At 61.6% G+C, this 17,497-nt stretch carries 19 protein-coding genes; 4 read left to right on the forward strand and 15 right to left on the reverse strand.

Annotated features, from left to right (window positions below):
* Window positions 1-34 precede the first annotated feature (34 nt).
* Window positions 35-688, forward strand: coding sequence for a nitroreductase family protein (locus VMA09_14065; protein HUA34728.1), 654 nt, complete (start codon window positions 35-37; stop codon window positions 686-688).
* Between the two features lie 80 nt (window positions 689-768).
* Here VMA09_14065 and VMA09_14070 read toward each other — a convergent pair whose 3' ends face one another.
* Both VMA09_14070 and glgC read right to left on the reverse strand, forming a co-directional pair.
* Entirely contained in the window at window positions 769-1,845 is a 1,077-nt protein-coding gene (locus VMA09_14070) for a lysophospholipid acyltransferase family protein (protein ID HUA34729.1), read from the reverse strand.
* Window positions 1,845-3,080: a glucose-1-phosphate adenylyltransferase gene (gene glgC, locus VMA09_14075; protein HUA34730.1), complete on the reverse strand. Its 1,236-nt coding sequence runs from the start codon at window positions 3,078-3,080 to the stop codon at window positions 1,845-1,847. The genes VMA09_14070 and glgC overlap by 1 nt, the downstream gene beginning before the upstream one ends.
* 362 nt (window positions 3,081-3,442) lie before the next feature.
* Here glgC and VMA09_14080 point away from each other — a divergent pair, with 362 nt between their 5' ends.
* The gene (locus VMA09_14080) at window positions 3,443-3,748 is read left to right on the forward strand and encodes a hypothetical protein (protein ID HUA34731.1); all 306 of its coding nucleotides are present in this window, start codon (window positions 3,443-3,445) and stop codon (window positions 3,746-3,748) included.
* 125 nt (window positions 3,749-3,873) lie between these two features.
* Here VMA09_14080 and VMA09_14085 read toward each other — a convergent pair whose 3' ends face one another.
* The 6 genes from VMA09_14085 to rpsF all read right to left on the reverse strand — a co-directional run bounded on the left by VMA09_14085 (window position 3,874) and on the right by rpsF (window position 7,176).
* Window positions 3,874-4,515 (reverse strand): glutathione S-transferase family protein, encoded by a 642-nt coding sequence (locus VMA09_14085; protein ID HUA34732.1) that lies wholly within the window; start codon window positions 4,513-4,515, stop codon window positions 3,874-3,876.
* 11 nt (window positions 4,516-4,526) lie between these two features.
* Complete coding sequence (gene rplI / locus VMA09_14090; GenBank protein ID HUA34733.1) at window positions 4,527-4,982, reverse strand: 50S ribosomal protein L9; 456 nt, start codon at window positions 4,980-4,982, stop codon at window positions 4,527-4,529.
* A 40-nt stretch (window positions 4,983-5,022) separates the two neighbouring features.
* Entirely contained in the window at window positions 5,023-5,976 is a 954-nt protein-coding gene (locus VMA09_14095) for a DUF2232 domain-containing protein (GenBank protein HUA34734.1), read from the reverse strand.
* A gap of 13 nt (window positions 5,977-5,989) precedes the next feature.
* Window positions 5,990-6,220: a 30S ribosomal protein S18 gene (rpsR, locus tag VMA09_14100; protein HUA34735.1), complete on the reverse strand. Its 231-nt coding sequence runs from the start codon at window positions 6,218-6,220 to the stop codon at window positions 5,990-5,992.
* Between the two features lie 184 nt (window positions 6,221-6,404).
* Entirely contained in the window at window positions 6,405-6,704 is a 300-nt protein-coding gene (locus tag VMA09_14105) for a single-stranded DNA-binding protein (protein HUA34736.1), read from the reverse strand.
* Complete coding sequence (gene rpsF, locus VMA09_14110) at window positions 6,685-7,176, reverse strand: 30S ribosomal protein S6 (protein HUA34737.1); 492 nt, start codon at window positions 7,174-7,176, stop codon at window positions 6,685-6,687. Before rpsF ends, VMA09_14105 begins: the two co-directional genes overlap by 20 nt.
* Window positions 7,177-7,433: 257 nt before the next feature.
* On the opposite strand from rpsF, the gene VMA09_14115 reads away from it, so the two are divergent.
* Window positions 7,434-8,573 (forward strand): cyclase family protein, encoded by a 1,140-nt coding sequence (locus tag VMA09_14115; protein ID HUA34738.1) that lies wholly within the window; start codon window positions 7,434-7,436, stop codon window positions 8,571-8,573.
* Between the two features lie 59 nt (window positions 8,574-8,632).
* Here the strand turns inward: VMA09_14115 and VMA09_14120 are convergent, their stop codons facing one another.
* Both VMA09_14120 and VMA09_14125 read right to left on the reverse strand, forming a co-directional pair.
* Window positions 8,633-9,814: an NAD(P)/FAD-dependent oxidoreductase gene (locus VMA09_14120; GenBank protein ID HUA34739.1), complete on the reverse strand. Its 1,182-nt coding sequence runs from the start codon at window positions 9,812-9,814 to the stop codon at window positions 8,633-8,635.
* Window positions 9,815-9,913: 99 nt separating this feature from the next.
* The gene (locus VMA09_14125; protein ID HUA34740.1) at window positions 9,914-11,206 is read right to left on the reverse strand and encodes a DUF1329 domain-containing protein; all 1,293 of its coding nucleotides are present in this window, start codon (window positions 11,204-11,206) and stop codon (window positions 9,914-9,916) included.
* 167 nt (window positions 11,207-11,373) lie between these two features.
* On the opposite strand from VMA09_14125, the gene VMA09_14130 reads away from it, so the two are divergent.
* Window positions 11,374-12,663, forward strand: a complete 1,290-nt coding sequence (locus tag VMA09_14130) for an MFS transporter (protein HUA34741.1) — start codon at window positions 11,374-11,376, stop codon at window positions 12,661-12,663.
* On the opposite strand, the gene VMA09_14135 is transcribed toward VMA09_14130, so the two are convergent.
* The 5 genes from VMA09_14135 to VMA09_14155 all read right to left on the reverse strand — a co-directional run bounded on the left by VMA09_14135 (window position 12,641) and on the right by VMA09_14155 (window position 17,479).
* Window positions 12,641-13,750 (reverse strand): hypothetical protein, encoded by a 1,110-nt coding sequence (locus VMA09_14135; GenBank protein ID HUA34742.1) that lies wholly within the window; start codon window positions 13,748-13,750, stop codon window positions 12,641-12,643. The two genes, VMA09_14130 and VMA09_14135, sit on opposite strands and share 23 nt — an antisense overlap.
* Window positions 13,751-13,863: 113 nt before the next feature.
* The gene (locus VMA09_14140; GenBank protein ID HUA34743.1) at window positions 13,864-15,372 is read right to left on the reverse strand and encodes a choice-of-anchor Q domain-containing protein; all 1,509 of its coding nucleotides are present in this window, start codon (window positions 15,370-15,372) and stop codon (window positions 13,864-13,866) included.
* 125 nt (window positions 15,373-15,497) lie between these two features.
* Window positions 15,498-16,379: a DNA-binding domain-containing protein gene (locus VMA09_14145; GenBank protein ID HUA34744.1), complete on the reverse strand. Its 882-nt coding sequence runs from the start codon at window positions 16,377-16,379 to the stop codon at window positions 15,498-15,500.
* Window positions 16,291-17,181, reverse strand: a complete 891-nt coding sequence (locus tag VMA09_14150; GenBank protein HUA34745.1) for a DUF692 domain-containing protein — start codon at window positions 17,179-17,181, stop codon at window positions 16,291-16,293. The genes VMA09_14145 and VMA09_14150 overlap by 89 nt, the downstream gene beginning before the upstream one ends.
* Before the next feature lie 37 nt (window positions 17,182-17,218).
* A complete protein-coding gene (locus VMA09_14155; protein HUA34746.1) occupies window positions 17,219-17,479 on the reverse strand; it encodes a hypothetical protein in 261 nt (86 codons plus the stop codon).
* Window positions 17,480-17,497 lie beyond the last annotated feature (18 nt).

Below are 17,497 nucleotides of genomic sequence, written 5' to 3' on the forward strand. Positions count from 1 at the left end.
CGCATAATCTACGAAAGCTGATAGGTTCGCGGCCATGTTTGGACAACCAGAATTCGATCTCTTCGAAGCGATTTACACGACGCGATCGATGCGGCGGCTCAAGCCCGATCCCGTTCCCGATGCGGTTATTCAGAAGGTCATCGAGGCCGCCACGATGGGGCCCAGTGGCAGTAATCGTCAGCCGTGGATCTTTCTCGTCGTCACCGAGCCGGAGATGAAACAGTTCGTGGCCGAGCGCTACCTGAAAGCGTGGGAGGTGTACTTCACGCCGGCCGCGCGCGAGATCGTGGCAAACGATCCGCAGAGCCCGCGCGGACGGATCCTGCGCTCAGCGAAATACCTCGCGGAGCACTGCGCCGAAGTTCCCGTGATGCTGTTCGCGTGCGTGAAAAAGTACAACGATTCGCGGCGCAAGGGCGAGCCGATGACCAACGCACTGTTCCCGGCGATCCAGAACCTGTGTCTGGCGGCGCGCGCCTACGGCCTCGGCTCATCGATCACGCAGCTTCATTCGATGCACGCCAAGGAGATCGACGCACGGCTCGGCGTGCCGCCCGAGTACGCGAATATCGCGCTCATACCGATCGGCTATCCGAAGGGACGCTGGGCACGGCCGGAGCGCAAGCCGGCATCGTCAGTGACGTTCTGGGAAAAGTGGAACAACCGCCGCACCGACCTCGGGCGATGATACGCGGCTGAAGTCATTGCGGGCGTGTCACGTCGAGCGTCGCTCCTGTCCCTGGAGAGAGATTCTTAAGGAGTCGTTTTCTACTTGTCGTAGATTGGCGCCATGCCGCGCGGGCGGGTGCGGTAGCGGCGATGAATCCAGAGGAACTGCTCGGGATATTGGCGCACAACTTCCTCGACGGCTTTGACGAAGCGCGCCGTGTTCTCATGGGCATCGGCTTCGGCATCCGCGGTCCGCTGCTGGTGAACCTCGTCGAAGATCACGATCTTGTGCGTGCGCATGTCCGGCTGACGTACGATAAACACCGGCATCACGGGCGCGCCTGAAATCCGCGCGACGCGCGCCACACCAGTGGTAGTCGCGGCGGGCTCGTCGAAGAATGGCACCCACGTCGCTTCGGATCGCTTGGCGTTCTGATCGAACGGGATGCCGATGAGCTGGCTCTTGTGCAGGCTGCGAAGCAGGATCCGCGCCGCCTTGTGCTTGCGGATGATCTCGACGCCAGCGCGCTCGCGGATAAATGTCATTACCGCTTCGCCGGCCAGGAAGCGCTGCGTGTGATGCACGAGCGAAATCTGGTAGCCGTGCATCGCGTGCGCCGGACCCAGTAGTTCGAAATTGCCGAAGTGCGCGGTCAGGACCAAGATGCCCTTGCCGCGATAGCGATGCTGGAGCCCGACCCAGGTCTGGAAATTCTCGTAGCCGACGCGGTCCCTGAGCCGGCGCCATCCGAAACCGCCGAGGCGAACGTATTCGGCGCCGGTGCGGCCGAGATTTTCATACGAGGCTTTGAGGATCGCGGCGCGCTCCGCTTCGCTCTTGTCGGGGAATGCGATCGCGAGGTTCTGCATCCCGATCTTCGTGTGGCGCTGGTCGAGACGACATACGAGGCGCCCTGCCCTGACTCCCAGCCATGCGAGCACGGAATCCGGCATCAGGCTGAGGACGTGCAACGTCGCGATCATCAGCCAGAACTGGATCTTATCCTTTACGCCAAGCTGCAGATCGGAGCGGCGAATCGGACGCCATATCGTCTCCGGCACCGGGGCAAGCTCGGGGCCGCCGTTCGCGGCGTGCGCAGCGCCGTCGGTCCCGTTGCGTGATGCGTCTGACTCGTGGAGCGAGTCGTATTGTTGTCCAGCGCTATCGGTCGCCATCAGAGGACTGAGCGCTCGCGTTTTGGTCCCTTGGGAATCACCACCAGCCCCGACTCCGTCACGAAAAAGCGTTGGCGATCTCGATCGAGATCGTAGCCGATTTCCTCTCCCTCCGGGATATGAACGTTCTTGTCGATAATCGCCCGGCGCACGCGCGCGTGCCGCCCAATCTCGACGTAGTCCATTATCACCGAATCCTCAACCGTACTGTACGAATGTATAAACACCGAGCGGCCGAGCACCGAGTTACGCACAGTGCCGCCCGAGACGATGCATCCCTCGGAAACCGCCGAATGCAGCGCCACGCCGCGGCGGCCGCCTTCATCAAACACGAACTTCGCCGGCGGCTGCTGGTAGTAGGCGGTGCGCAGCGGCCAATACGGATTGTAGAGATTCAGATGAGGCCGCGCATCGCGCAGGTCCATATTGGCATCGTAGTACGAATCGATCGTACCGACATCGCGCCAGTAGCTGAGATTGACCTCGGAGTCGCCGCGGATGCGGTTGGTCATGAAGTTGTATGCGTATACCGGCACGCGCTCGATCAGCGCCGGGATCAGGTCGCGGCCAAAATCGTGATGGCTGCCGGTCTTGGTCGAATCCTCGATTAGCGCTTCGCGCAGCACGTCGGGATCGAATAGATAGTTGCCCATCGAGGCCAGGCACTTGCCGGGCGCCCCGGGCATCGGCTGCGGCGAGGCAGGCTTCTCCTCGAAACCGGAAATCCTGAGGCCCGAGTCCACATCGAGAATGCCGAACTGATCGCCCTCTTCGACCGGCACTGGGAGTGTCGCAACGCTGACGGCGGCCTTGCGGTCCATGTGGAACTCGATCATCTGCTCGATGTCCATCCGGTAGATATGATCGGCGCCGAAAACCGCTACGAGGTCCGGCTTCGTATCTTCAATCAGATTGAGGTTCTGGAAGATCGCGTCGGCAGTGCCCTGGTACCACGACTCGCCCATCCGCATCTGCGCGGGCACAGGGATCACGAAATGGTCGGGCAGCATGCCACCGAATTGCCATCCGTCCTTGAGATGCTCGATCAGCGACTGCGAGCGCCATTGGACGAGAACATAGATCGAGTAGATGCCGGAGTTGACGAGATTGGACAGAACGAAGTCGATGATACGGTACTTGCCGCCGAACGGGACTGCAGGTTTGGCACGGTCGCGAGTCAGAGGATGCAGCCGGGTGCCTTGGCCTCCCGCCATCACGAGCGCAAGCGTTCTCATTGAGGAAATCCCCGCGGCATCAGCAGTGAAGAAGGCAGCGAGCGCCGCAAGTATAAGCGGTTTGAAAGTCGCGGAAAAGCCATACCTGAAAGACGCGCAAATCCTGGACCGGATTTGCTCGAACTCGAAACTTGACCCAAAACCGCATGAAAAATGTCGCAGCGACGCATATCCGTTACAGTGCGAACACCTCTTCGGAAGAATTTACGTTGATTTTATTTAGATTTTCCGCAAATCGCCAATGAAGCCGCTGAGGCACGTAGATTGCTTGAAACTTTCCCCAAGTGATTACGTCTAAGAAATCGACACTCGGCGTACTAGGCCGATCGAAGGCTTAGGGCCTCCCGGTAGGAGGGAGTAAGATGCAAACAGCAGTCAGCAAACACGAGACCAGCACCACCAACCAGGGCATCGTCTATCGCACCGCATGCCAGAACCCCGGCTGCGGCGTTCAGTTCGATCTGAGAATTACGCCCGCAAACGCAGGGCTTTTGAGCGGCACGATGGCGTGCCCGCGATGCAAACGTCATGGCGGATTCCTTAAGCCCCAAGGCCGTATCGGCGACAAACTCTTCGCCGCCAAGCTCATGTTCAGGCTCACGGGCGTTGGACCGAGCATCCGTGACGAAGAAGATTTATTCGGCGAGACCCCCGAGAGCCGCTATTAATTGCTGCGGTGATCCATTAATGTTGTCAGTCCGTCACTCGATCCGTTAACCCATCAGTAATGCGACGCGCCGCCCGATCACTCGGGCGGCGCGTCCGTTTTTCTAAACCTCGCCTCGAAGTTCGATCAGCCGCCGGCGACGACTTCGACCGAAACGCCCTCGAGGTTGTGGATGCTCGGCCGCTCGATCATCCGCTTCAGCCAGGCATCAACGTTCGCGCGATTGTTTCCAGCCACGTCGATTCCAAGATCCTTGAGCACCAGCAATCGCGGCGCGAAACCGATATCTGCCACTGAAAACTCGCCCGCCAGGAACTGCTGACCCTTGAGCTCGTTGTTGAGGTAGTCCAGGATCCGTTCGACCGATTGATGCAGCCGGGTGAGGCGATTCTGATCGCGCTCGCCCTCGGCCTTCGAGGCTTCGGCGATGAGTTGGCCGACCTGCGGCGTGAATGACGTATCCGCAAAATCCTCAAAGATTCGCGCGCGCGAGCGCATTCCACTCGAGCCGATCGCCGGCAGCACGGGCGGCTCGGGATACTCATCCTCGAGGTACTCATTGATAATCGTCGAATCGTAAATCGTCGAATCTTCATCGACCAGCACCGGAACCCGGCCGAACGGATTCAGCCGCAGGAACTCGGGACGCCGATGCTCGCTCTGCGTCAGGTCGACCGGGACCAGATCGTAGCTGAGGCTCTTTTCAGCCAGCACGATTCTGACCTTCTGGCCGTAGGGGCAGGACAAGAAGTCGTAGAGTTTGATCATTCGCCGCGTCCTTATTCCGCTTGCGCCGCCACGACAACTTTCAAGCTCGCCTCGACATCGGCATCAAGCTTGACCGGCACGGTGTAATCTCCCAGCTGCTTCAACGGTTCAGGCAGCACGATTTTGCGCCGCTCGATATCGAGACCCTTTTCGCGCAAGGCGCGTTCGAGGTCGATATTGGTGACCGAGCCGAAGAGCTTGCCCTCTTCGCCCGCGCGGGCGGCGATCGTGAGCGTGATTGCCTCGATCTTGTCCTTGATCGACGAGGCCGCGATTTTCTGCGCCTCGCGCTTGCGCATCGCGATCCCCTTCTGATGCTCAAACGCGCGCAGGTTGTTCTCGTCGGCCTCTGACGCGAGATTGCGCGGCAACAGGTAGTTACGGGCATAGCCGGCGCGCACCTTTATCACGTCACCGGTCCGGCCGAGATTGGGTACATCTTCGTTGAGAATTATTTGCACGTTCATGTCTCTTTCCGCCTGATGTCGTTTGCCAAGAAAGCCGCGCCTAGAAAAAATCGCCGAAGCTGCCGGCCTCCTGGCTCGGCGGCTTAAGCCGCCGGAAATCAATCCACATGTCGAAAACCCCCGCGATACAGACCAGAGCCGCCACCACGACGTGCGCGAGCAGGAAATAAATTACGATCCGCACGATCGCCGGCACTCCCAGACTCTGGAAGTAAAATCGAATTATCGCCAGCCCCTGGCAGAAGTAGATCGCCATCGTGACCAAGAAGCCGTTGAGCGCAATATCGCTTGCGGCACCGATTGGAATGAAGATCCCGAATCCGGTCGCGAGCAGCGGCCAGATGAGCCACTCCGGCGTCGACCATCGCGACAGGTCGGCGAAAAGGCTGTAGCTAAGACGCTGCGGCCCGGTCCATCGCCAGAAAAGCCGCAAATTGAACAGGATCGAGACGCCCGCGACCAACAGCGCCAGCGCCGGGATCAGCTTCATCGTCAGCGTGACCACGCTCGCCTGCGTATCGGCGGGGATCGACGCATCGACGCCCACGTACTTGTAGAGTTCCTGCCCGCGCTGCATGCCCTCGGTGAGCTGCGCGCGCATCGCCGCGATAAGTGCATCGGGACCGCCCAGCAGCACGACCGCGGCAACTGCGGATGCCGCAAACATCGCGCCCGCAGCGACCGCCGTTATCACCTCGAACGAGAAATGGCGCTCCAACATGTAGCAGACGATCGCCGTCGCGAGGCCAAACGTCAGCAGATAGGTGACGCCGCCATACACACCTGAGCCAAGCACCACGAGGCCCGTTGCAAGCACAACCGACAAGACTCCGCGCAGGATCGGATTCGAACGCCCGACGGCATAAATCAGGATCGGCGCCGGCGCGAACAGCATCGCGATTCCGCCCACCACCGGAATCGCGCCGCCGGCGAGAAACAACGCCGCCGCCAACGCGACCGCGCGAATCATCCCGATTATTGCCTTGCGCGTCACTCGCCCGTCGCCTTTACACTCCGAGCGTCGAAAACGGCAGCAGCGCAATCACCCGCGCTCGCTTGATCGCGATCGCGAGCTGCCGCTGATGCTTCGCACAGTTGCCCGAGGTCCGGCTCGGCACGATCTTGCCACCTTCGGTGATAAAGCTCTGCAGCGTGCGCACGTCCTTGTAATCGACCTTGAGGGTCTTGTCCGCGCAGAAACGGCACACCTTGCGCCGTCCGCCCGGCCGCCGGCGCATTCCGCCGCCCCGGCCTTCGCCGCCGCGTCCTTCGCCCGCTCCCCCCTGGCCTTCGCCGCGGGGGCCGCGCCCGCCGCCGCCTTCAGAGCGGGGACGATCCCCGCCTCGTTCGCTTCTTTCTTCGTCTGCCATTTCCGATCCTTACATTGTAGCCCTTTTTAAAGTTAAAGGGCTGATTGATGTCTTAAGAATCCGCCGGGTCTATCGATTCCGCGACTACTTCGAATGCCGTCTCGGGCCGCTGCGCAGCCGCCGAGACCCGGAGCGCCCTCAGCCTCCCGACGACCCTCACCGGCCGTCCCGGCTCAATAAGCGCCTTGATTGCCGTCGCCTTGGATCCCGTCAGCAGCACCGACAGGCTGAGTTCCTCACCCGCCTGACCGCATTCCACCAGCAGCCGCAGGAACGGCGCGCCCGAAGGCGATACGCGAAATTCGGGCGTGCTCAGGACCCGGCCTTCGAGCTCAATTCGATTCGCTGCCACCCTCGGGCTCGGCGACGTCCTCGGCGCTCGCTTCCATCATAAGCTCTTCGGGCGCGTCCTCGATCTTTTCCTTTTCCTGCTGAGCCGCTGCCAGAGCCGCCATCCGAGCCTCGGCTGCTGCCTTGGCCTCGGCGATCCTGCGATTGCGCGCATCGATTTCCTCGCGCGCCTTGGCCGCGTCAGCATTGTCGTCGAGCATCACGGACAGGTAGCGCAGCACGGGGTCGGCCAGCTTCAGGTTACGCTCAACCTCGTTCATCACGGGCCCGGTCGCAACGTAGTCGAGGCGCACGTAATGGCCGCGGCGCTCACCCTTGATTCGATAGGCGAGTTCGCGCGAACCCCATTCCTCGGTCTCAATCGGCTCACCGCCGCCCGAGGAGATAATCCCCTCGAAGCGTTTGATAGTGTCCTTGATTTGTGGTTCGCCCTGGTCGGGGCGAAGAATGAAGATAGTTTCGTAACGGCGCAAATTGCGCAGACCTCCTTGTGGATTTAGCCCCAAGGTTGGAGCAAGGAGCAATCCGGCAGGATAACATCACGAGGAATGGCTAACAAGGCGGTTCGACGTATCGATGCTGGTCGAGTTTAGATCATCGGCAAATTCAGATTTGGCCCACGCGCTGTGCTTCGAGCCCTCCGCAGCCATGTGATTCGGACTTGCGATTGGCTTGCGACCTGTTAGAGAAGAAACGAGGCATCCCCGGCAAAAATCAGGAGGTGGTATCGGTGGCGAAATCCAAACCCAAGGCCAAGAAGGCCGCACCCAAGGCCCGCAAGATAGCTCCCAAACCCAAGAAGAAAATGGTAACCAAGGCGCCGAAGCCCAAGGCGAAAGTAGCGGCACGCCCCAAGACGATCGCGAAACCAAAGGCTGCCGCACGTCCTGCGGCGGCGCCGCGAGCAAAGGCGCCGTCGGGTCCGAAGATCCCCAGTTATAGCGAACTCCCCGTCCGCGCCGGCGCTCCCGAGGGCGCGGCGTGGGGCGTTTTTGGCGACGACGATGAAGTCGGAACCATCAACCTGATGACGCCGGAACGCGTCGTATGGGCCGCGCAATCCATCAAGAACGGCAAGGTTTTCGCGCTCAATCTGCCCATCAACATTCCCGATCCGCCGCTCTTCACCCGTGGCAAGCATCAGCACACCGTCAAGATTTTCCCCAACGCCGAATACGTGCTCGACGACTATCTCGACAACTTCTATCCGCAGGCGTCGTCGCAATGGGACGCGCTCGCCCACGTCAAGCATCCCGTTGACGGCGCTTACAACGGAATCCCCGACTATGAAATCACCGGCCGCGGCGGCACGCGCCTCGGTATCGACAACATGGCGCGGCGCGGAATCGCCGGCCGCGGCGTGCTGGCCGATATCGATCGCTACTACGAGAAGGTCGGCAAGAGCATCGACTTCATCCGCGCGATGTCGATTCCGCTCGAGGATCTCCAGGACACGCTCGACGCGCAGAAGACCAGGATCGCGGCGGGTGACATCCTGTTGATCCGCATCGGATGGACCAAGTTCTACATGTCGGCCAGCCCGGAGCTCAAAGAGGAACTGGCGCGTGAGACGGTCGTGCCGGGAATCGAGGGCAGCGAGCGCACCGCGCGATGGCTATGGGACAACCATGTCGCGGCCGTCGCCTCGGATTCGCCTGCACTCGAGGCGCTGCCGAAGTCCGAAGGCGAAGAATTCCTGCACTTCAGGATGCTCTCGTACTTCGGCATGCCGATCGGCGAGATGTGGAATCTCGAAGGCCTCGCCGCGGATTGCGCAGCAGATGGCCGCTATGAGTTCTTCATTACCTCGGCGCCGCTGAATATCCCCGGCGGCGTAGGCTCCCCGCCGAATGCGCTCGCTATCAAATAGTCGAATCGCCCATAACAAAGTTTCTGAACCCCTCTCCCGTTAAGTCACGGGAGAGGGATTTAAGAGATGGAACGAAGGAATCGCTCCTCCAGCGGATTGTAGCCCGCGCCGACGAGCGCCGCGCTGCGCATCGTCTTGCGAGACTGCATCAGACCCATCGCGCGGTTGCGCGCTGTTCGCGCGAGGCCCGATTTGTACGAGGCCATCGAGCCCATCCAGCGCGCGGTAGTCTGAATGCGCGTTGCGAATCGCTGGCGGATCTCCTGGTACGTCGCTGCAACCTCGGCGAGGCTCGCGCCATATTCCGCGGCTTCGGCCAGCAGCCTGACCAGCACGATCGCATCGACCATCGCGGAGTTAGCGCCCTGCCCGAGATTCGGCGTCATCGCATGAGCGGCATCGCCGACTACGAAGACCGGAGGCCGCGCCCATTCGCGGCATCGTATTTCATGCAGCTCGTCGTAATTGACGCGGCTCCAATCCGCGACCGAATTGAGCAAGCCGGCTACTTCGTCGCCGAACGCGCTCCAGCCCGCGATCCATTCATTGAGATGCTCACTGCGTGTTTCTTCCCACCCGCCTGGCGGAGCGTTGCAAAAAAAGTACGTGCGCTCTCCCGGCAACGGGCAGATACCGAAGCGGCGTCCGTCAACGCCCCACAGCTCGCGAATCGAGGACTTGTCAACGGAGCGCTCGGCGATCCCACGCAGATAGGCCTGATTGATGTCGATTACCTTCGCCGCGATTCCCGCCGCCGCGCGTGTCGCCGAGCGATATCCATCGCAGGCGAGGACGACATCGGCCTCGCACGCCATGCCGCTTTCGAATTCGAGCTCGCCGCGTCCGTTGTTGGATGCGAACCCCATCAAGCGCTGGCCGAACTCGATCTTTACGCCGGCACACTGCGCTTCGCTGAGCAGGTACTCCTGCAGCTCGTAGCGCATCACGACGGCGCATCGATTGAAGGGAATCGCGAGATCGGCGTAATCAACGCTGCCAACGACGCACCCTTCCGGCAGCACTGAGAACAGCTTCTGCACGGTGTTCATCCTCGCGGCGAATCCGCGATAGAGCCCGAGCGCGTCGAGCACGCGCAAGCCATTGCTGTGAATCAGAATCCCGCCGCCGATGCGCCGAAAGTCCCGCGCCTGCTCGAACACCAGCGGCTCGAGACCGAGCCGGCGCGCCGCGATTGCGGCAGTCAGACCCGCCGGCCCCCCACCAACGATGGCGATTCTCATGAATCGGGATTACCCGCCGGCTTCTGAGTCAGCAAGTGCCGGCGGGAGGATATTTGGATGGCAGCCAGCGATTAAATGACGAACTGACAGCGTCGCCCGTCAATGACCCGCCTTGCGCATTGCCTCCGTCGTGAAGAAGTCGCGATCGACGGCGCCCATATTGATATACCAGCATTCGCGCTCGGGCATGTCGGCGCCCGGCAGATAACAAGTGGTCACCATCCCGGTCTGCACGTCGACGCTCGAACCCGCGATATTGAACTGGCGCTTGAATGGATACACCGCAACCTTGGCATCGGGCACCGGCCGGTCGCGATACGTAAAGAGATAGATCTGCGTCTTCCAGAGCTCGCCCTTCTGATCGTAGCTGTCAGTGTAGGGCGTGAACCACGCCTCGCCGTCGACGTAAACGATCGTTTTCGACTGGAGCACGTTGGCCGCGCGACCGGGACGGGGCGTCACCTCGACGACGTACTGATGACGCATCTCCCAGTCATCGCCGCAGGTCGTCGCGCCGCCGTCGGTTGCGCAGGGCTGGGCCGGAACGGTGCGCGCATGCGCACACGCAAGCATCTCCTTGTCACCGAGATATTTGAACTTGTACTCCTGCGGCTTGGCCGCGAATCCTCCGACGTGGTCGGCATCCCAGGTCGAAAGGCCCGCCGATGTGCTCATGATTGATTCGTCGAGACGGCGGATGCGTCTAACGCTTGCAAGGTAAACCCACGCGTCGTCGGCGCGATTCGCATCCCAGTAGCGAAAACGAAGTCCCCCCGTGCCGCGATCTTCGGCTGGCGCGAGGACAGGATAAAGCGCGCTGCGCGCCCAGATGCCGGTGCTCTGAAAATCGGGATCGGCTGGCATCGGCTCCACTTCGGTGCGGCCGATCTCCGAGTATCCGGCCGCGTGCGCGGCCTCGGTCTGCTTCAGGATCTCCTGCTGCGCGCCGGGGTTTTGCTTGACGACCTGGCATTCGAAGTAACGCAGATCGAGATCGTCGGTCGCGATCGGCTTGAAGTACTGGTTCCACATGATCTTCTGGCCGATATCGGGATCGTTCGCATCGAGGATCGGAAACGGCTGGCCCGCGACGTAGCCTTCGAGATTGACGTGGTCAGCCGCGAGGCGCACCTGGCTCGAATATTTCTCGGTCGCGGTCTGGTAAGGCGGCGGCCAATCGATCCGCGAGGGCGCAACGATATGCATCCCCATCCCCCGCGAGACGGCATAAAAAGTTCCCGGACTGACGAGGGCACGCACTTTCTCCGCATTCTGCATCGTGATCGTGTCGCCCGGCGCAACCTGCGCCGACGCCGATCGCGTCAGGAAGGAAAGCAGAATGAGCAACACCGCGCCAAGGCGCCAGGGTTTCGCAATCGTGCAAGTTGCCACTTTGTCTTATGCTCCTATACAACTCCCGCCGATGGCGCCAAACCCTATAGAAGCGCCCCCGCATTTGCAAATCGTTTCTGCGGGTGGTGCTACAATCGAGAGAAGGCTTGCCTCGTTTTGGATGCTGTGGCGTGAGTATCGAGACTACCTCTGTTTGCGCCTGATTGATGAACGTTGCGGCTGAACCATTTTCGTCCGAGCGCGAGAGCGTTTTTGCGCGGCGCGATTTCCGGCTCTACTTCGGCGCGTTCTTTCTCGCGGCGCTCGCGTTTGGCGCGCAGTCGGTCGCGGTAAGCTGGCAGATCTACGACATCGCGCGCGATCCGCTGGCGCTCGGCTACGCCGGCCTCGCGCAGTTCGTCCCGATGATGCTGCTGTCGCTGCCGGCGGGAGACTTTGCCGATCGCTTCAACCGCCGCACGATTCTTGTCTGCGGATTTTTCGTCCAGTCGATCTGCTCGACGCTGTTCCTGGCGCTCACGATCACGAAGTACCACGTGCTGTGGCCGTTCTATGCTCTCCTCGCGATGTTCGGCGCGGCGCGCGTGTTCACCAATCCGGCGGCCAACTCGTTTCTACCGCTGCTCGTGCCACAGGATCAGTTTCCGCAAGCGGTGGCCTGGGTGTCGTCATCGCGGATGACGGCGTCGATCGCAGGACCCGCGCTCGGCGGCGCGCTGTATGCGCTCGGCGCGGGTGCGGTCTATGCCGTCTGCCTGGCGATCTTCGTGAGCGGCGCGATCGCCGTTGCGGTGATTCACACCGTCAGCACGCGGGAACCAGCGAGCGAGGAGATCTCGTCGTTCGAGCGTCTGACGGCCGGTATCAGTTACGTGAGAGCGCATCCGCTGATCTTGGGCGCAATCTCGCTCGACCTGTTCGCAGTTCTGCTCGGTGGCGCGACTGCGCTGCTGCCCGTCTATGCGCGCGACATCCTGCACGTCGGGCCGGGAGGCCTGGGTCTTCTGCGGAGCGCGCCCGGAGCCGGCGCGGCGATGCTCGGGATCATGCTGGTAAGGCTGCCGCTCAAGCGTCGCGCCGGGCTTACGATGTTCGGATGCGTCGCACTGTTCGGCGTGGCGACGATAGTTTTCGGGCTGTCGCGCAGTTTCCCGCTCTCGCTGGCTGCTCTCTTCGTGCTCGGCGCGTCCGACATGATCAGCGTGTACGTGCGGCAGACTCTGATTCAGCTCGCGACGCCAGACTCGATGCGCGGCCGTGTCAGCGCGGTCAGCTTCCTCTTTATCGGCGCGTCGAACGAGCTCGGCGAATTCGAATCTGGACTGACGGCGTCATGGTTTGGCACCGTGCCTTCGGTTGTGCTCGGCGGCCTCGGCACATTGACGGTGGTTGCGCTCTGGGCCTGGATGTTCCCGAGCTTGCGCAAGGTCAGCGACATCTCGGCCGTGACACCCGAAGAGGCCGCGGGCGCAGCTACAGAGCTTTCCGGTAAGTGACGAAGTTGCCGGTGACGCGGCCGCCCAGGCTCTCCGCCGTGCGCCGCGACGCCCAGTTGTCATCGAGCACCAGAGTGTAGCCCGCGTAGCGCATCCCCTGCTGCGCCATCGAGAGGAACGATCGCGCAGCCATCGCGAGCGCGATCCCGCGGCCGCGCGCTTTCTCGACGACGCCGATATTGATCAGCGCTCCGCGCGTGCCGCCGCCGCGTGACGGATGAAGCCGAAAACCACGCCGCACCTGTGCCAGCGCGCCGCTCAGATCGGGCACCGAAAACACTGCGCCGACCACTTCGCCGCCGACAATCGCAAGCATCGAAAGATCGGCGACCGGAGTTTCCCACAGCGACATCAGCATCGGGCGCACCTCGGCGCGCGTGATCGGGTTCCAGCCCCAATGCTTGTCGAAGGCCTGGTTGGTGACATCGGTCCACGCGTCGATCGCGGCGAGGAAGCCGTATTCGCGCCAGCTTCGAATCGCGACGTTCGAGGCGCTCGCACCTTCGATCGCACGGCGGTAGCGCGCCTGGTTTTCGGGCGTGAGCTCGGCGGTGTAATCGACCTGCCCCTTCTCGGTTTCGAAGCCCGCGTTCTTGAAGTAGCGATGGAAGTAGGCGTGATTGCCGCGCAGCAGGAACGACGGCAACTGTCCGTAATTGTCGATCGAGTAGGGATAGTCGAGGAACGCGGCAAAGCCACTGCGCGCATTCTTCATGTCGCGGCGGCGGAGCCATTCGCACGCCTCTTCGAGCATCAGCGCGACCGCGTCGTCCTCGCCGTCGAGCGCCTCGAAGTGGATGAGCTGGCCGAGCTGCTCGTGCCAGTGTTCGATGTAGCGGCGATTGACGACCGCGCTGATTCGGGCGACGAGGCGGCCGTTGCGCCGCGCGCAGAAGGGCTCGAGCTCGAGGTAGTTGGAAAGATAGCTGCGCCGCGAAAGCAGCTCGATCTCGTTCTGCACGTCGGGCGGCCACCACGCATCGCAGCCGGAGTAAACCGCAAACGGCAGGCGCGCGAACTCATCAAGCTGGCTACGGGTGTTGGGCCGCTCGATCCGGATTCCGCTAAGAGAAACTGCGCTCGCCATTCCGAATACGCTCGCCTTCCGCTTATAGTACCTTTCCCGCCAAATTCACACGCGCCGCTCGATGCATCGAAAGTGGTCGATGTAACGGCTTCGTAGGGCGCTTCCCCGCGAAATCAGAAGCGCGGGAAGGGTGGCGGTTTCGGGAGCTGCAGGAGCGGCAGGCCCAAGCCGAAGGCCGGACGCGGCCTCGCGCCGTACTCGAAGGCTCCGGCCGAGCAGAAGAGTGGGTGCGCCGGGGCTGGGCGGCCATAATCGCGTTGGTCGGTAGTCAATTCGAGTAAACTTCCAGTCTGCGTATAGCACTGGAGCAGCGGCACGAACGCCACCGCTGGGCTGTTGCCCTGCAGTCCGATCGTCGGCGTCGGGCCGCCGTTGTCCTTGAGCCCGGCGGGATCGAGCCGTGGATCGGTGTTGTTCTGGCTGCTGCCCGAGAACGGACACGAGTCGTCACTGGCGATATTGAATCCCTGGTCGATGAAACGCGGCGGAGGGGCCGGGGTTTCGCAGTTCTTGATGCCTACCATGACATTGCCGCGCAGCAGGGTCGCGGTGTCGAAGTTCATGTTCTTGTAAGTGTAGATGGTCTGCGGGGCGTTGCCGTAGAACGTACAAAAGTCGGCGTTGACTACTCCGTTCATATTGAATATCGCGCCCGCGTTATTTCCGCTGAGGGTGCTGTTGATCGCGGTGACCTTCGCTTTGCCGCTTGAACTGCCGTCGTTGCCGATGCCGAATCGCGCGTTGTTGGAGAATGTACTCCCGGTCACGCGCACTTCGGCCTCGTTCAAGATTCCAGCGTCGTTATTGTCAAACAGCGAGTTGTCGATCGTAGCTATCCCGCCGGTGAGCAGCATGGCTGCGTTCTTGTTCTCCTTGAACGTCGCGCCTTCGATATCGGCCACGGCACCATTGCCAAGGATGATTCCGTTCAAATTGTCAGTAAGTGTGCTGTTGGTGACCTTCAGTCGATTCGAGGCTGAAATGCCGTCCTGATTGTTCAGGAATGTACTTGCGCTGACCGTAGCAGCGCCGCTCGTGGCGACAGCCGTTTGATTGTCAGAGAACGTCGAGTTGTTGATCGAGAGGGCTGCGCCGGAATCATTGATTGCAGGTCCGTTGACACCGCTGAATGTGCAATGCGAGAAGGTCGCGCTCGGCACCGCCGGTGTGGATGTAACCATCAGCACCGCTCCGCCGTTTCCACCAGTAATTTTCACATTGCTCAAAGAGAGCGCGCGGAACCCGTCAAACACCTGGATGAAATAGGCAAGCGCGCCGCCGTTGATCGTGATGCCCTTGGCGGGGTCTCCCTGTATCGTCAGCGAACCTCGGTCGATCACCGGCAAGAAATCCTGTAACGCGATCGTCCCGCCCGCCAGTGAGGGCGCAAAGTCGATCGTATCATCGCCGATGCCGCGAGTATTGCAGGTCGAACCCGCCGCAGGATTACCCTCAGCGGCGTTGATCGCGTCGCGCAGGCTGCAGTCGCCCGCACCAGTAGTGTCATTCAGGGTATTAACCAGGTAGTTCGTCGCGTGCGCGTTCGATGCAGTCGAGGCGATGAATGCGGTGACGAAAATCGCGACTGCGGCTCGCAAAATAAACGTAACAACTCGAGACATCCCGGCTCCCCTTCGGCAGAAAGTGAGCAATACTACTAGAGCAAGTAGTGCCCAGTAAATCGCCCGTAAGACCGCAAAAGTGAGTCGTTCGCGACGGTCCGGTCCCGCGCGAAAATCAGCTCCGCCTATCGTCCTGATGCGGTGCGCGATCGCCAGGCAGAGCTCTGCACGAGCATCAGGACTCCCTCGCCCAGCCATCGCTGGAGCATCTTCGCGATCGTTTCAGCGGCGCCGGGTTCACCGACTTCGTCTGCGATGATACGGCAGACCCGGTCGAACCGTGCGCCTTGTGCGAGGGCTTTCAGCGGGGCGCGCTCGGGATTATCGAGCTTGCGATGGAAGACATGATCGTTGCGGCGCCACGCGATGATCGCGCAGGCGCCCCTGGCTGGCTTCCTCGATTTGTGACCACTTTCGATCGCGTCGGCGAGTTTCGAAACGTTCCAGTTGAGTTCGAGGATCGTGATGGCGGGTATCGTGCGCATCCTTAGCGTCGGCCATTGCGCCGGCGGAATCGATTTCATCGTCGCGTCGTCGAGCGGCTTTGCGTCGGGGGCGAGCAGGACGTCGAGCATCGCGCGCTCGAGCGTCGCGAGGTCGGCGAGCCACGGCTTCTTGCCGCTCTGCGGACGAGCGCGCAGGTACTTCGCCAGATGCTGTCCGCAGTGCGCGATCGATGGCTCCGTGGGCGGATACTCGACGAGGTAGCCGGTAATCAAGTTGTAAAAATCGACTTCGCCGAGGATCGCTGCCGTTGCCGGATAGTCCTCGCGCAGGACATCCAACAGCCGGTAGAAGTACATGTTGGCGTAGATATCGAGGCGCTCCTCGGATGAGAGGCGCTCGTCGGTCGCGACGATTGCGTCGAGGCCGAGGCGTGTCGGCGCGCGCTCGGCGGCGAGGCCCTGGGCTACGCCCTCAGGCGCTGTGAGGAGCCGCGAAAGCAGGCGCTGCAGCGCGTCGAGGCGCGCGGGCGCGAGGCGGCGGCGCGTTGATCGCTTGATCATGGATTTGCCGCGCGCGATTCGCGGTCGCGGCCAGCTCGACAATAGTCGGGATGTTGTCGTCCCATTCGATTAGCGTCGATACGCTTCCGAACCGGCGGCTCGCATATTCATAGAGATCCCATACATCATCGCACACCGGATGATCGTGCGTGTCGAGCAGATGCGTGCCGCGATCGGTATGGCCCGCGAGATGGAACTGCGCGACGCGATCGCGCGGGATCGCGTCGATGTAGGAGCGCGCGTCGAAGCGATGGTTAAACGCGTTGACGTAGATATTGTTGATGTCGAGCAGGATCGCGCAATCCGCCGCCTCGGCGACTTCGGCGACGAACTGCCATTCGGGAATCGTCGAGTCGCGCAGCTTCATGTAGCTCGAGATGTTCTCGAACAGGACGCGGCGCTCGAGGATGTCCTGCACCTCGCGGATCCGGCGTGCGACGAACGCGAGTGTCTCCTCGTTGTATGGAATCGGGAGCAGGTCGTGCAGATTGCGCCCGCCGACTCCCGTCCAGCACAAGTGATCGGAAATCCACGCCGGCTCGAACTCGCGCGCAAGCCGCTTGAGATCGCGCAGGTAGCGGCGATTCAGTGGATCGGCCGATCCGATCGACATCGACACGCCATGCATCACGATCGGGTAGTGCTCCCGAACCTTGGCAAGGACGTGCAGCGGCGGCCCGCCCGCGACCATGAAGTTCTCCGAGATGACCTCGAACCAGTCCATCCTGGGCCGCTTCTCGACGATCTCGGTGTGATGCTGCCGACGCATCCCGACGCCAAATCCCAGAAACGGAAACTTCATGCGATTCATCGTGATCGAGGCACCCGTCCGCGCGAGATTACATCTTCTCGGGCTTGCCCCCCACGTCCTTGCATTCCTTGGCGCTGGCTTTCTTCACCCAGCCTTTGCCTTTGCACGCATTCTGCCCGGCGCAGGAGCTTGTCTCGGTCTGGCAAGCGCTTTGTCCCTTGCATGAGTTGCCGCCGACGCATTTGACCGTCTTTGCGGCCTGCGAGTCGTCGGCGCGAGCGGGAGCGTGAGCGAAGAGGAGCGCGACGCCGACAGCGAGCACGGCTCCCGTTATGGTCGATTTTTTCATTCGATGGTCTCCTGACGA

The organism is Candidatus Binataceae bacterium (genome assembly GCA_035508495.1).
Lineage (GTDB): Bacteria > Desulfobacterota > Binatia > Binatales > Binataceae > JASHPB01.

Bases quoted from the DNA above. Each gene is read 5' to 3' on its own strand.
- rpsR (HUA34735.1), bottom strand. From the start codon at position 6,220: ATGCGCCGGCGGCCGGGCGGACGGCGCAAGGTGTGCCGTTTCTGCGCG.
- glgC (HUA34730.1), bottom strand. From the start codon at position 3,080: ATGAGAACGCTTGCGCTCGTGATGGCGGGAGGCCAAGGCACCCGGCTG.
- VMA09_14130 (HUA34741.1), top strand. From the start codon at position 11,374: ATGAACGTTGCGGCTGAACCATTTTCGTCCGAGCGCGAGAGCGTTTTT.
- VMA09_14070 (HUA34729.1), bottom strand. From the start codon at position 1,845: ATGGCGACCGATAGCGCTGGACAACAATACGACTCGCTCCACGAGTCA.
- VMA09_14065 (HUA34728.1), top strand. From the start codon at position 35: ATGTTTGGACAACCAGAATTCGATCTCTTCGAAGCGATTTACACGACG.
- VMA09_14150 (HUA34745.1), bottom strand. From the start codon at position 17,181: ATGAAGTTTCCGTTTCTGGGATTTGGCGTCGGGATGCGTCGGCAGCAT.
- VMA09_14080 (HUA34731.1), top strand. From the start codon at position 3,443: ATGCAAACAGCAGTCAGCAAACACGAGACCAGCACCACCAACCAGGGC.
- VMA09_14085 (HUA34732.1), bottom strand. From the start codon at position 4,515: ATGATCAAACTCTACGACTTCTTGTCCTGCCCCTACGGCCAGAAGGTC.
- VMA09_14120 (HUA34739.1), bottom strand. From the start codon at position 9,814: ATGAGAATCGCCATCGTTGGTGGGGGGCCGGCGGGTCTGACTGCCGCA.
- VMA09_14145 (HUA34744.1), bottom strand. From the start codon at position 16,379: ATGATCAAGCGATCAACGCGCCGCCGCCTCGCGCCCGCGCGCCTCGAC.
- VMA09_14140 (HUA34743.1), bottom strand. From the start codon at position 15,372: ATGTCTCGAGTTGTTACGTTTATTTTGCGAGCCGCAGTCGCGATTTTC.
- VMA09_14135 (HUA34742.1), bottom strand. From the start codon at position 13,750: ATGGCGAGCGCAGTTTCTCTTAGCGGAATCCGGATCGAGCGGCCCAAC.
- VMA09_14155 (HUA34746.1), bottom strand. From the start codon at position 17,479: ATGAAAAAATCGACCATAACGGGAGCCGTGCTCGCTGTCGGCGTCGCG.
- rplI (HUA34733.1), bottom strand. From the start codon at position 4,982: ATGAACGTGCAAATAATTCTCAACGAAGATGTACCCAATCTCGGCCGG.